At 69.9% G+C, this 12427-nt stretch carries 11 protein-coding genes; 1 reads left to right on the forward strand and 10 read right to left on the reverse strand.

Annotated features, from left to right (window positions below; all coding sequences use genetic code 11):
• Nucleotides 1-79: 79 nt before the first annotated feature.
• The 5 genes from ABZ851_RS30435 to ABZ851_RS30455 all read right to left on the reverse strand — a co-directional run bounded on the left by ABZ851_RS30435 (nt 80) and on the right by ABZ851_RS30455 (nt 5009).
• Nucleotides 80-529: an XF1762 family protein gene (locus tag ABZ851_RS30435; protein ID WP_361134239.1), complete on the reverse strand. Its 450-nt coding sequence runs from the start codon at nt 527-529 to the stop codon at nt 80-82.
• Nucleotides 526-2373, reverse strand: coding sequence for an acyl-CoA dehydrogenase (locus tag ABZ851_RS30440; protein ID WP_361134242.1), 1848 nt, complete (start codon nt 2371-2373; stop codon nt 526-528). Before ABZ851_RS30440 ends, ABZ851_RS30435 begins: the two co-directional genes overlap by 4 nt.
• Before the next feature lie 16 nt (nt 2374-2389).
• Nucleotides 2390-3727: an MFS transporter gene (locus ABZ851_RS30445; protein ID WP_361134245.1), complete on the reverse strand. Its 1338-nt coding sequence runs from the start codon at nt 3725-3727 to the stop codon at nt 2390-2392.
• Nucleotides 3728-3883: 156 nt separating this feature from the next.
• Nucleotides 3884-4411 carry a hypothetical protein gene (locus tag ABZ851_RS30450; RefSeq protein ID WP_361134248.1) on the reverse strand — a complete coding sequence of 176 codons (528 nt, stop codon included), beginning with the start codon at nt 4409-4411 and terminating at the stop codon, nt 3884-3886.
• A gap of 235 nt (nt 4412-4646) precedes the next feature.
• Nucleotides 4647-5009 (reverse strand): SH3 domain-containing protein, encoded by a 363-nt coding sequence (locus ABZ851_RS30455; protein WP_361134252.1) that lies wholly within the window; start codon nt 5007-5009, stop codon nt 4647-4649.
• A 1107-nt stretch (nt 5010-6116) separates the two neighbouring features.
• Between ABZ851_RS30455 and ABZ851_RS30460 the strand changes: the two genes are divergently transcribed.
• On the forward strand, nt 6117-6323 hold the full coding sequence (locus ABZ851_RS30460) for a hypothetical protein (RefSeq protein WP_361134255.1): 207 nt from the start codon (nt 6117-6119) through the stop codon (nt 6321-6323).
• Here the strand turns inward: ABZ851_RS30460 and ABZ851_RS30465 are convergent.
• The 5 genes from ABZ851_RS30465 to ABZ851_RS30485 all read right to left on the reverse strand — a co-directional run bounded on the left by ABZ851_RS30465 (nt 6313) and on the right by ABZ851_RS30485 (nt 12406).
• Nucleotides 6313-7557, reverse strand: coding sequence for an MFS transporter (locus tag ABZ851_RS30465; RefSeq protein ID WP_361134258.1), 1245 nt, complete (start codon nt 7555-7557; stop codon nt 6313-6315). The two genes, ABZ851_RS30460 and ABZ851_RS30465, sit on opposite strands and share 11 nt — an antisense overlap.
• Before the next feature lie 116 nt (nt 7558-7673).
• Nucleotides 7674-8876 carry a peptidase M23 gene (locus ABZ851_RS30470; protein WP_361134261.1) on the reverse strand — a complete coding sequence of 401 codons (1203 nt, stop codon included), beginning with the start codon at nt 8874-8876 and terminating at the stop codon, nt 7674-7676.
• Between the two features lie 2 nt (nt 8877-8878).
• Nucleotides 8879-9697 carry a hypothetical protein gene (locus ABZ851_RS30475; protein ID WP_361134264.1) on the reverse strand — a complete coding sequence of 273 codons (819 nt, stop codon included), beginning with the start codon at nt 9695-9697 and terminating at the stop codon, nt 8879-8881.
• 127 nt (nt 9698-9824) lie between these two features.
• Entirely contained in the window at nt 9825-11843 is a 2019-nt protein-coding gene (locus ABZ851_RS30480; protein WP_361134267.1) for a hypothetical protein, read from the reverse strand.
• A gap of 20 nt (nt 11844-11863) precedes the next feature.
• Complete coding sequence (locus ABZ851_RS30485; RefSeq protein ID WP_361134270.1) at nt 11864-12406, reverse strand: hypothetical protein; 543 nt, start codon at nt 12404-12406, stop codon at nt 11864-11866.
• Nucleotides 12407-12427: the final 21 nt, after the last annotated feature.

The following is a 12427-nucleotide window of genomic DNA, read 5'->3' on the forward strand; positions in this document are numbered from 1 at the left end:
TCAGGGCAGGCGTGGCTTCACAGCCGTGACCTGCTTGGCGGGTGTAACGGGGGCGCTGGTCCTGGTGGGAGGCGGTGTGTCACGAGGCCTCCCACAGCGTCCGGGCGACGTGGTCGCTGCCGCGGGAGGGGCGCGGCCGGGACGGGGTGTGCCAGCCCGGCCGGGGTGGGCGCTCGGCGATGGCGATCCAGCCGGCGCCGCGAAGGCTCGCGCCGCTTTCCCCTTCCTGCGTGTAGGTGACCAGCCGTGTGTAACCGAGTGCCTTCGCTGCTCGCCACGCTGCCCCGTACAGCAGGGAGTTGGCGTTGCGTGCGCCATCGCAACAGGAGCGGGTGACCTCCAGCGTCGCGCCGTCATCCAAGTACCGGGCCACCGGGCGACCGACGATCACAACGCCCCGCAGTACGCCTTCGTGGTCGGCGGCGCCGATAGCGAAGATCTGGCCAGGGGGCGGTTGGAGATGGCGATGCCACTGCCGCACGTAGGAGGAGGCCTCGCGGTAGCGGACCGGTACGAGGTGCAGGCTCACGCTGCCCGACCATGCTGCTCGGCGGCGTTCCAGTGGGCCTGCGGATCGTCGTAAGCCTGCTCAATGCGCGGGTTGGCGATGGGGATGGAGGCGAGGTATGCCTCCGGTACCTGGAAGCTGTCAACGCACGTGAGCATGTTCGGGGCCAGGCCGGCGATGATGGCTTCGATCGCGTCGGGCAGCTGGTCGGCCGCCTCAAGTCCCAGATGCCCGCTGGTCACCAGGACCAGGGCGCGCTTCTCTACCTCGCGGAGCAGAAACAGCGCGCACAGGTCCGTGAGGATGGAGCGGGCCTGAGGGTCGTCGCAGTTCTCGATCGCGTGGAGGAAGGCGTCGGCGGCGGTGCTCGCGGCATGGGCGGAAACGGCGTCGAGGGCAGGCAGGCAGCTGGCATTCCAGCGGCTCAACCCGTGGTCCGTGGTGGCAGCCAGTCGGTCGTGAGCGCGGCGGATCGCGAGGGACTCCGCGGCCAGGAGCAGTTCATGCAGCTCGCGGAGCTCGGCGTGCTTCAGGGAGGGCACGGTGACGGTGGGCGGTGGTTTGGGGGCTTCGCGGAGCAGCTCGGCGGCGGCCTTGACGGAGATAGCCAGGTTGTCACCCTCTGCGGTGATCGCACCGTCAAGGTCGGATGCGTGAGCCAGGCCGTTGAGCTCGAACATGCCATGTGCGCCGCAGCGCTCCCGGGTCTCGGTGGCGATGTCCCGGGCTCGCCACGTGATCCAGGCTTTGGTGATGGCGACTTCCCGCTCAGCGGCCGCCACGTTGCTGTCGTCGTGCTCGGCCCAGGTCTGCAGCGTCCTGCGGTGCAGCATCGTCATCGCGTAGGCCACGGCGATCCTGCCGACGAGGCGCTCGTGGTGGCTGGTGTGAGCAGCGATGGGGACCGTGTTCCCTTCGCCCGCGCTGATGTGCCGGTGATGGGCGTAGCGGACCGCGATGGTGAGCGCTGCTCGGCTGATCCCGCAGGAAGCTGCGGTCATGCAGAGCTTGCCGGGGGTGACGCGGGCGAGGCTGCGCAGGAATCGCTTGCGGTGGCTGGCGACCTTGCTGGTGAAGGTGCCGTCACCGTCGAGTTGGCCGTGCTCGGCCTGGAGCAACGCCTGCGGCGGCAGTTGGACGTGATCGAAGCTGGTGATGCTGTGGTCGAGGGGCTGTCCGGTTCGCTGCGGCAGCGGCCGGATACGGACACCGGGCAGGGGCCCGTCGGCGGTTGTGAGGGGGACGACGAAGAGGAAGGGCCCGTGGTCGATGCCATCTGCCATCAGGCGGGCGGCCACGACGCCGACCTTCGGGCCGCCGATGCTCGACGTGTTCGGCATGAATTTCTGTGCGCTCGCGCCAGGTGTGGTGAGGGTGAACCAGCCGGTGTCCGGGTTGCGGTGAGCGGTGGTCTCCAGCGAGGCCGCATCGCACCCGTGGCCCACCTCGGTGGCCAGGAAAACGCCGGTAGCACGCAGGTTGAACAGGTCGTCGAGGTCACGGCCCGTGTCGTGGTGCTCTGCGAGCGAGCCGAGAAACAAGTTGAAGTGGATGCTGGCGATGCTGGTCGCGGCAGTGTCGGCGATGGCCAGCCACTCGTGCATCGCGGCCAGCCGCACGGGGTCGGTGGCCAGTTCCATGGGCGATACGGCGGAGTTGATCGCTCGAAGCCGCTGGTAGGACTGGGCTATGCGCTCCACGGAGGTCAGGTCCGGCTCGTAATGGAAAGCCGGGTCGCCGAGCATGGCCCGCCACGGCTCGTGCAGCTCCTCGAAGTCGGGCCCGAACAGGTGCCGGGCCAGTTCCTGCGAGGTCGGCGAGAGTGCGGGACGCGGGCGGGAGGTACGGGGCGCGGGGGTGGGCATCGCAGTCTCGCTTTCGTCAACGGAGCGCGGAGAGGGGGGCATCGGCGGCGGTCTGGGGTGCAGTCAGATCGCCGTCGGTGGGCGGCGGAGTGTCACGGGGGTGGGCTTCGCAGGGTGCGGCTGTCGGCTGAGAGGCCGGTGTGGCGTAGGACGACCGGTGCCGCCACAGACCGCGAAAGGCCGCGGTCATCGCCACGCCCTGCAGTACGGCGCACGACAGGAGCAGGGTGGGCAGGGCTGGGGCGGGCAGTGCCGCGACGAGTGCCCCGGCAACCGGCATGGGGATCACGACCAGCACGATGGTGACGCTGAGCGCGGAGCCGAAGGCACTCGCGGGGATGAGGCGAGCGCGCAGTGTACGCAGCACGACGGTCAGGGCGCCCTCGCCGGCCATGAGCACGCCGACGGTCACCGCGTAGAGGTCCAGCGCTGGGGCGATGCCGACTGCCAGGCAGGCGCCGCATGCCATGACCGCGCCGGAGGCTCCGACCGACCACAGTCCGAAGCGGTCGATGGCGCGGCGGCTTGCCGCGACGGCGGCCAAGGAGACCACGCCGGCTGCACTCCACACTGCGCCGGCGGTCAACGACGAGCCGCCGAAGTGGCGCAGGACCGTGATGGGTGAGCTGGCCTGCGTCACCGCGAGGGCCAGGTTGCTCGCCACCAGGCCGAGGACCAGCCAGCCAAGAGCCGGAACACTCCGCACGGTGCGCCACCCCGATCGCAGCCTGGACAGCACCATGAACGGGCCCGATGCGCCGGACGGCGCGAGGGTGTCGTCGCACCGGACCGTGCTGCAGGCCGCGGCCGTCGACAACCCCGCGGCGACCAGGAGCATGACCACCGGGCCGTAGGTGAGCAGGACGCCGGCGAGAAGCGGGCCGATGAGCAGCGCGCCCTGGTCGATGCTGATCTGCACGCTCTGCACGCGGTGCGCCTGGTCGCCGGCGGCGCGGCTGGCGGCCGCGCCGAACGTCTCGACCGCGACGAAGGACGATTGGGACAGCAGCCCGCTGAGCGCGCCGATGGTCATCACCACGGCGGTGGTGGCCGTTCCGGTCGCCGGTAGGTCGGAGAGGACGCCTCCGGCCGCAGCGAGCAGCGTTGCTCGGACGGCCGTCGCCATGCGGAAGACCCGGTCGGCGCCGAACCGGTCGACCATCGGCCCGCCGATGGTGAAGGCCAGCAGACGCGGCAGCCATTCCAGAACGAAGGCCAGGCCGGTCAGCGCGGCGGAGCCTGTGGTGGTCAGGATGAGCAGAGGGATCGCGGTCGTGGTGATCGAGGTGGCCACGGCGTCGCTGGCACGCATGAAGGATGTCTGCATCACGACGCGGTCGGGGAAAGAGGGCATGGCGGCACCTGCGGAGGAGTGCGAATCCGGGAGGGAGAGGTGGTGCCCCGAATGCCGGGGCACCACCGAACCTGCTGTTGCGAGAAGCAGGTGTGGAGCATCGGGTAGAGCTACTTCAGGGACGTCCGCCCGGTGAAGTGCGTGGCTCCACGGTGGCTATCGAACCGGGGCAGTGCCGTGCAGCTGCCAGGTTCGCGCGCCCTTTCCGTCGTTCGCGTCGAACACCGCGTACCCGTCGGCCGTCCAGTTCGTCTTCCTCGTCTTCACGTAGGTGACGCCATAGCCGCTGGCGCCGGACGCGAAGGTCTTGGACCCGCTGGCCTTGTTGTTGACTTCCGTGCGGATGTCGTTGACCTCTCCGCTGCTGCGGTGGTCGTGGCCGTGCTCTGCGCGCGTGGCGAAGTACAGGTCGTTGAACCGCGTACCGGGGTTCCACCACGAGCCGTCCCAGGAGACCTTGTGGAGCCACGTCTTGTAGTAGCGGTAGCCGCCCGACTTCCCGGTGTACTTCGCGCAGAGGGTGGCCTTCATCGTGATGTCCGGCTTGGAGGGCAGATCGAACGTCTTGGTGGTGGTGTGGCACTTGGTGGTGCTGGCTGCCTGTGCCGGGCTGGCCATCGCTACTCCGCTGAGGAGGATCGAGGCGCCGACGGCGGAGGCGGCGAGGGTACGTGCGGTCTTCATCGTTTCGCTCCGTGTGGCGGTGTGGTGGGACTTCGGAACGGGGCGCGCCGTGCTGGCGAGCGGCGCGGCGGGCCCCTGGCGTGCAGCCCGGGCGGGGGAAGGGGTGTGATGCACGATCAGTGCGGGCTCACCCGCCCGGCGGCGGTGCGGATCAGCGGGCGTCAGACTTCCGATGAGCGACGAGGTGGCGGCCGTAGCCGTCCAGGCCCTCGGGGGTCGGGCCCGTGCGGCCCGGTCAGTGCAGGCAGGTGTAGACCGTGGGGTACACGTAGGCGCCCGACACCCAGCCGCGCACGCCGGTCTTGCGGTCGGTGATGTTCACCCAGCTGCCGCTCTTCGTCGTGCTGTGCACCTTGAACTTGTGCGACTTGTAGAGGACTCCGAGCTTCGTGGAGCTCGACGACGCCTTGGAGCGGATGTTCACGGCCTTCGCGTGCAGCTTGTACGGACCGACTCGATCGCACTCGCCGTATGCCTTGACGGAGGTGGCCGAGGAGGAAGCGTGGGCGGGCGCGGCTGTCGCCGCGGGGGCGGACACAACGGGCAGGGCGACTGCTGCGGCGGTGGCGGCAAGGACCGCTATGCGGCGTGCAGACATGACGAAACCTCCATAAAAGGGATGTTGCAGGGTTACTGAGGTGCAGGTGATGAGTAATGAGCCGCTCGGGCCGGCCAGGAGGTGGTGCGGAGCGGACGACGCTGAGGCGTTCCGCTCAGCCCAGGTGGGCCGAGCACCGATCCGCATTCACGGATGTATCTCCAGAAAAGGGACGTGACGGGGTAGGGGTGTGCCCTGTTCACGACAGGAGGGGCAGTCGATGTGTTCGCTCGTCTATGGAGCGCTGCGCCGCCAGGTGAGGCGACCGTGGAGCGCCCGGCGGGGCACCGGGTGAATTACGAGGTGCTGTTCCGGCGGTGCCGCCCGGGGCGCCGCTTGCTGTAGCCAACTGCCCCGACCGCGGCCATGCCGGCGGCGAGCAATCCCCCTGCCACGAGGCCGAGTTCAGCGTTGCCGGAGGCCCCGGTGGCTGCGAGGCTCGCATCGGCCGCCGGGTAGGGGCTGTTCCCCTGGACGGTGCTCTGGCCTGACTGGCCACCCACAGATGCCGCGCCTTGGCCGACGCTCCCGCGGCTCACATCGGTAGGTCCGGACTGAGGCTGATGGCTTGCTCCACCATCTGAACCACCGTCCGTCCCGCCACTGCTACCTGGGTCGGTCCCGGGGTCCGGCGTGGGGCTGCCGGGGTCGGGTGTCGGGTCGGTCCCGGGGTCCGGCGTGGGGCTGCCGGGGTCGGGTGTCGGGTCGGTCCCGGGATCGGGTGTCGGGCTGCCCGGATCGGGTGTCGGGTCGGTCCCAGGGTCGGTCGGGTCGGTCCCGGGGTCGGGTGTCGGGTCGGTCCCGGGATCGGGTGTCGGGCTGCCCGGATCGGGTGCCGGGTCGGTGCCGTCCCCTGGGTCGGTGCCGTCGCCCACATCGATTCCCAGGTCGTTGACCAGCTTGGTCGCTACGTCTGGAAGGTGTAGGCGCGGCGCTGCCTCTGGGGTACTGGCCGCCGGCCTTGCCGCTGAGCCCTGATCGGCAGCGAAGGCTCCCGGGGCGACGAAAAGGCCGGCGCTGGCGACCACCGCGGCCGTTGCCGTGGCACGGCCCAGCACGCGTCTGCGGGTCTTGGGCATGAAGAGATCGCCTCTCCTTTCGGAATGGATGACGGTCAAGACCTCCGCCCGGGGGCGGCGCCGTGATGTCTTCGAAAAGCATGCGCCAGATCGCCTGTGGATAGATTTCTCCGGCGTCAACGCCCCCCTGTGGAAAAAGACTTGGTCGTCGCGGGCGGATATCGCCATCGGTCTCCACTTCGAACATGTTCGTCCCGAAAAGACCGTGTTGCCTATCCGGTCGCTCAAACGGTGAGGATCGGGTGACCTGATTCTGAGCGGCTCGGCACTCTCGGGGTGGCGAGGGCTCGGCGGCCGAGGAGAAGGGTTACGGCTGCCAGGAGCGCGCCGGCCAGCGCCATGGTGGCCGGCAGGAAGGGGCCGGTCTGGCCGACGGTTCCGGCAATGGCCGTGCCGGCCGCCTGGCCAAGGCCGAGCGCCGCGATCATCCAGGCGGAGGCTTCCCCCAAGGTCCCATCTGGCGCCAGGTCCTCCAGGCTCGCGAACACGCTGATGAGCAGGGGCGCGAGGAACAGGCCGGGCAGAACGGCGGTGATCACCGAGGCGAGGGGGCCGGGGGTGAGTAGGAAGGGCGTGAGCCCGACAGCCAGGCCGAGCGCAGTCGCACTCAGTTGTCGGGGAGTGGAGCCAGGAAGGCGCATCCGTCCGAACAGCAGCCCGCCGGCCAGACTTCCGACGGCAAGGGCTGCCGGGACGAGCGTGGACAGGGCCGGCGCATTCAGGCTCTCGGCGAGAGCCAGGGCGAGAACGTTCAATGCCCCAAGCGCAGCGCCGGCGCCAGCGAGCGCCAGGGCGAGAACGCGCGGTCCGCGAACGCGCAGCGGCCCCATCCAGTCGGCGGAGCGCTGCGCTGCTGGGCGCCAGTTCCGTGCAGGTGCGGCTGTTGTGAAGGCGAGAGTGCCAGCGAGGACGAGCAGTGCCGCAGCGCCCAATGTCGCGCCAGGCCCCGCAGCGATGCCGATCCCGAGGACCAGAAGGGGACCAACGATGAAGACGACTTCCTGAGCGGAGGCGTCCAGGCTGAGGGCAGCGCGCAGCTGCGCGTCGGAAGGGGTGACCTCGGGCCACAGCACCCGCAGTGCCGCTTCGAGGGGCGGGGTGGCAAGTCCGGCGGCGGCGGTCAGCGCGGCAGCCACGGCCGGGTATTGCGCGGTGGGCAGGACGGTCAGGGCGAGGAAGGCGACGGCCGACGCGCATCCGGTGAAAAGGAGGGTCGGGGTGTGCCCGCGCCGGTCGAGCGCCCGGCCCCACCAGGGCTGCCCGAGAGCGGCGCTGACGCCGTAGACGGCGGCGAGGAGGCCGGCGAGGCTGACGGTCCCGCCGTCCGTACGGACAGCCAGGAGGAGAGCGAGGGGAGTCATCGCCACCGGGAGGTGCCCCACGATGGCGCTGGCCAGGAGACGCAGGACATGCGGGGTGGCCAGGAGCCGGCGGTAGCTGGAGGTGGTCAGGTCAAGTGGGGTGGTCATCGTGGCCGGGCCTTCGTTCTCGGGCGTTGGGGGTGCATGAGCGGCGGCCCCGGGGGGACACCGGGGCCGCTATCGCAAGGGCCAGCAGGCAGGCGACGGAATCGTCGTCCCGCGCACTAAGGCAGCAGGGGCGCGGTCCAGCCGAGGTAGGTGGAACCCCACCTCGTTTCGATCGCGGAGGCAGGGACGACGTCGATGTAGCCCACCCGTTCAATGTCGTTGGAGGCGATCTTTCCGCCGCCGAGATAGAGCGCGACGTGCCCGGCCCGCCCCTTGCCGGTGGACCAGAACATGAGGGCGCCGGGCGGCGGCTTCCGGTCTCCGGGGTGCTTCATGCGCGCGGGGGTGTCGCCCCACTGCTCGATCGCGCGGTACTGCCGGCTGGGGCCGTAGCCGTAGGCCTTGGAGACGAACCGCAGGCAGAGCCGCTCCCAGTTCCTGCCGGCGTCGGTCTGGCCTCGGGCCCAGGCGATCGCTTCCTTTGTGGTGCGGGGGTTGTTCACCGGAGAGGGCCAGCCGTCGTTCTTCCCGTCCTTGAACTTGCCCTTTGTTGCCTTGCCGCTGTCGGAGGTCTCGTCGGCGTCGGTGTCCTTGCACGTACTGGGGTTATCGCCGGAGGCGGCATCGTCGTCGGTCTGGGGGCCGTTGTTCGCGGCCGTGCCCTTGCGGCCGAGGTCGACGCCAGCCTCCTTGGCCAGCTTCCGCATGGCCGACTCGTGGCCGGCGTACAGCTCGGGGTGCGCACTGTTCTGGACGGCCTGGGCGACCTCGCCGGGCGGCCGCGTCTGCCAGTTGGCGATGTCTTTCAGGCCCTTGTTGCCGCCACGGCCCTGGAAGAAGGAGGTGGCGGCGAACTCGGGCTTCATGATTTGCGCCTCGGTCCCCCACTTCGCCGAGGGCCGCTGCTGGAACAGGCCGATTGAGTCGGCGTGCCCGTGGTTGAGGTTTTGCAGGGTGCTCTCCTGCATTGCCGTCATCAGCGCGATGAGGGTGGCTTTGCCGGGCAGGTGGAGCTTCTTGGCCACCTTGTCGATGGTCTTGGCGTTCGTCAGTTGCTGCTGGTGAATGCTTCTGGAGAGCTGGGAGCCGTCGGCTGGATCGGGGGCTGCGGCGCCGCGGTCGGGAGCGGCGGCGCCGGTTCCTGGCCCGGTGTCCTCGCAGGTGGAAGCCTCGGCCGACGGCGTCGGCATAAAAGCTCCCATGAGAAGCAGCCCTACGAAGAACAGCAAGCCGCCGATCACGCCGACTTTGAGCATCAGGCCCTTCTTCGCGACGCCGGACGCCTGCATCGCGATCTGGGCAACTTCGCGCTGGTCCACGGCTACTCCTGGATGCCGAGGACGCGGGTGACCTGCCACTGCTGGCCGACATCGGCCCGTGAGACCTCGACGGTCAGGTGCCGGGTGTAGCTGTAGTCGTCGGTTCCCTTGACGTCGAGGCGGACAGTGGCTTGCCGGTAGATGCGCACCGAGGTGTCCGGCGGCAGCTGCTGCGTGGCCGACGGGGCCGAGATGGTGACCTTGGACGGCGTGGCGGTCAGCGCCTGCGTGGCGATCAGCTTGTTCCAGTCCCGGTCCTCGTGCCGCCCGAGGTTGCTGACCAGGGCGCGCGAGGCGTACGGGGCGGCGCGGTCGACGGCGGCGACGTGACTGTCTTCCCTCTCCGGGCTGCGGGTGGAGTAGGCCGTGACGAAGGACTTCGCGATCCCGTCCGGGGACACGGGCCGCTTGGACGTGGCGCTGGATGTAGGCGTGGGAGCGGGATCGGTGTCAGCAGCTGGCGGGGCGGGTGCCGCGGTGGGCGTGCTGTGCGGTTTGGCGGGCGCCGGGTCGTGGTCTTCTTCGGGCCACAGCCAGGAGCCTGCGGCGACCAGGCCGGCGAGCAGCAGCGCGATGATCGGCACGGTGACAGGCGTGGGCACGTTGCGGCGTTCGCGCTTGACCCATTCGGCCCGGGCGTCGCGGCGGGCGGATTTCCAGGCCTTGCGGGCCCGGCGCCGCCGAAGGAGCGGGAGTTCGGCCAGAGACTCGGGCAGTTCCTGGTTGCGCAGGAGTTCGCGCCACTGTTCGGCGGTGCGCGCCGGGGAGGTGTCGGTGGGCTCGGGGGTGCTCGGGTTCTGGTCACGGGCGTGGTCGGGCATGGGGGGCTCCGGGTCGGTGTGCCGTGGTCGGGCGTGACGGCATGGCGAGATGGCCCCGGGGCGGTCCGGCCGCTGGGCGGCCGGACCGTGGGGATCTCACGGGTGGGAAGGAGGGGAGTGAAGCCGGTCAGGTGCCGGGTCGTCGTGGCGCCGGTGGCAATTCCTTGCGGCGTACGACCTCACCGTGTACCGGTATGTGGCGGCTGACCGGCGGTGCGGGTTGCCGTGCGGCCGAGTTTCGTTGGGCTGGCGCTGGCGCTGGGTAGGTCCGGAACTTGGCTCCGGTCGGGTTCTCGACCACCTGGCCCGGCACGGTCTTCGGGCCGTTCTGGCGCGGGTGGTGTGGCACGCCGCTGCGTTCGGGCATACCGGGCCGGATGGGGTAACTGCTTCGGGCGACCGGTGCTGTCTGCCGTGCGGCATCGGATTTCGCTGCGTGAGCCGCAGGTCCCAGGGCGGGATTGCCGGAGCGCGGTCCTTGACCAAGGCCGCCGGGCCCACGGCCGATTGCGGGAGGCCCTCCGGGTCCGCCGGGCAGGCCCGGCCGGGTTGCGGCGTGGTCCCCGTAGCCGCCCGTCAGCACCGGGTAGCTCGGAGGCTGTGGATAGGTGCGGGCGCGGGTGACCCGCATGTCGAAGCCTCCCCCGCCAGTACCGGAAGAGGACCGCTGACCTGTGTCCCCTCGTCCCCAGTTGTCGCGGATGGCGCCCCAGTTGCCGCGCCGCACCCGGCCGACCAGGCCACCGCCGCCCCCTCTGCCGGCGCCACCAAGGGCGTTGTTGATCCGGCGGGAGGTCATCATGTGGCCAAGGGTGTTGAGTGTCCCGCGGCCGGCGAGCTGGGCGCCGCCGGCGGAGACGATGCCGTCGAGCCTGCCCTTGAGCTTGATTGCCATCGCCGCTGTGGCGATGTTCAGCATCGAGACGATGAGCCAGCCGTAGACCTGCAGCAGGGACAGCATCGCCATGTTCACGATCATCACGCTGCCCAGCAGCATCGTGGCGGTGCAGGACACCACAGTCAGGCCGATCAGCGCCTCGAACCAGGAAACTCCCCACTGCCTCGGCCGGCCCGGAATGCACCACAGGGCGGCGAAGACGACTCCACATACGAGCAGCATCAGCGCGCCCAGCAGGCTGGCGATCATGGTGGCCGCGAGGACGATCACGAGGGCGCTGAAGATGACGACGGAGATCAGCGCGCCCACGAGCACGCCGATGCGACCTGATGGGGTGTGGCCTTGGCGCCAATCGACCGCGTCCTGCCCGGCGTTCCCAGTGACCATGTTCCCGTCGAGATACTCCTCGCGCTTGTCCATGTCGGCGCCACGCTTGACGACCTCCGGCCCCCACCGCTTGCACGCTTCGATGGATCCCAGGTCAGCAATGCACCAGGGGGTGGCGACGTACGTGCGCCACACGGAATCGCTGGCCTTGCGCAGGGCGTCGTCGCGGGCTTTGCCTGACCATTCGGGCGTGGGTGTCTTGAACGGCAGCGCGTTGCTGGTGTCGCCGGAAAGGCCGCCGTCGATCGTGGTCATGGCGACGGTCGAGCCGGCCTGACGGGCTTTGTCGATGCCCTTGACCCAGACGGCGGGCGAGGTGAAGAACGTCGCGGCGATGGCCGCGGAGGCGGCGACCCAGGCGAGCTGTCCGAGCATGGACTGGTCGGAGCGCCGGGCCCAGGCGATGAACATGCCGACCGCGAGGGCCATCGGCAGGAACATCTTCGCCATCGGGGTGGCGGCTGCGCCGATGGCCTTGGAGATGGCCGGCTCGACCTCGGGCAGGGAGACGACGTTGAAACACCACTGGGTGATCGTCACGGCCGCCCGGCCCACCATGGTCACGAACGCCATGAGCACCGAGGCGATGCCGTGCAGGGTGTTGTCGACCAGGTCGTTGCCGGGAATGTCGCTGAGCTGTTCGTCGAGTTGGTAGACGTTGGGCTTGTAGGTCTCGAAGAGGGTGCCCTGCCCGTGGGGCTTGATGGGTGAGGGCATCAGGTCGCCGACGCCGCCGGGCTTGTACCTGTCGGGCCCGTGGACGGCCGCGGCCGCGGCCGGCCCGGTGACCATCATGGTGGTCAGCAGGCCGACGACCCACAGCAGGAGGGTGCGCAGCCGCGGCAGTCGAAGGGTCCGCATCCGGCGGCCGGCGCGGCGTATCAGCCCCTGTCGGCCAGCACCGAGGCGACGGGGTCGGCGGTGTGGGAGAAGCGTGTGCCGACGTCGCTGGTCTGCTCGATGAGCCACTTGTCACCCTCCTTCACAAGGCGTAGTACGTAGCGGAATTGGTCCTCGCCGGCGCGGTGCATGGTGGCCAGCGCGCCCTTGCCGGCCGGGTGGCGGGGTGAGGCGGCAACGTTCTGAACGTTGCTGATCTTGATGTTGAGCGGGGCGCGGCCGCTGTCGTTGTCCTCGGCGCCGATGTCCTTGCGCTCCTTGATGCAGCCGGCGAGTGAGCCGCCCTCGTCGAAGTTCGGGCGGGCGGCCTTGGTCTGCAGTGAGCACATCGTCTTGGCGTCGGCGGGCGCGACAGCCATCCACGCGTGCATGTAGTCGTAGGCACTCTTGGAGACGAGCTTGGTGGTGGAGGGCCCGTGCGACTTGGGCTTGTCGGCCCCGGCGTCGGACGAGCACGCCGCCAGGGCGGTCAGTGCGGTGACGGTCAGGACGGCGCCGGCCGTGGAGCGGATGCGCGGGTTCACGGTTTCTCCTTGTCGAAGGCG

The sequence above is a fragment of the Streptomyces sp. NPDC047049 genome, from assembly GCF_040643995.1.
In the GTDB taxonomy this organism is placed as follows: Bacteria; Actinomycetota; Actinomycetes; order Streptomycetales; family Streptomycetaceae; genus Streptomyces; species Streptomyces mooreae.

Excerpts from the sequence above, each read along its gene's own strand:
- ABZ851_RS30440 (WP_361134242.1), bottom strand. The coding sequence starts at position 2,373 with ATGCCCACCCCCGCGCCCCGTACCTCCCGCCCGCGTCCCGCACTCTCG.
- ABZ851_RS30445 (WP_361134245.1), bottom strand. The coding sequence starts at position 3,727 with ATGCCCTCTTTCCCCGACCGCGTCGTGATGCAGACATCCTTCATGCGT.
- ABZ851_RS30450 (WP_361134248.1), bottom strand. The coding sequence starts at position 4,411 with ATGAAGACCGCACGTACCCTCGCCGCCTCCGCCGTCGGCGCCTCGATC.
- ABZ851_RS30455 (WP_361134252.1), bottom strand. The coding sequence starts at position 5,009 with ATGTCTGCACGCCGCATAGCGGTCCTTGCCGCCACCGCCGCAGCAGTC.
- ABZ851_RS30460 (WP_361134255.1), top strand. The coding sequence starts at position 6,117 with ATGACGGTCAAGACCTCCGCCCGGGGGCGGCGCCGTGATGTCTTCGAA.
- ABZ851_RS30465 (WP_361134258.1), bottom strand. The coding sequence starts at position 7,557 with ATGACCACCCCACTTGACCTGACCACCTCCAGCTACCGCCGGCTCCTG.
- ABZ851_RS30475 (WP_361134264.1), bottom strand. The coding sequence starts at position 9,697 with ATGCCCGACCACGCCCGTGACCAGAACCCGAGCACCCCCGAGCCCACC.
- ABZ851_RS30480 (WP_361134267.1), bottom strand. The coding sequence starts at position 11,843 with ATGCGGACCCTTCGACTGCCGCGGCTGCGCACCCTCCTGCTGTGGGTC.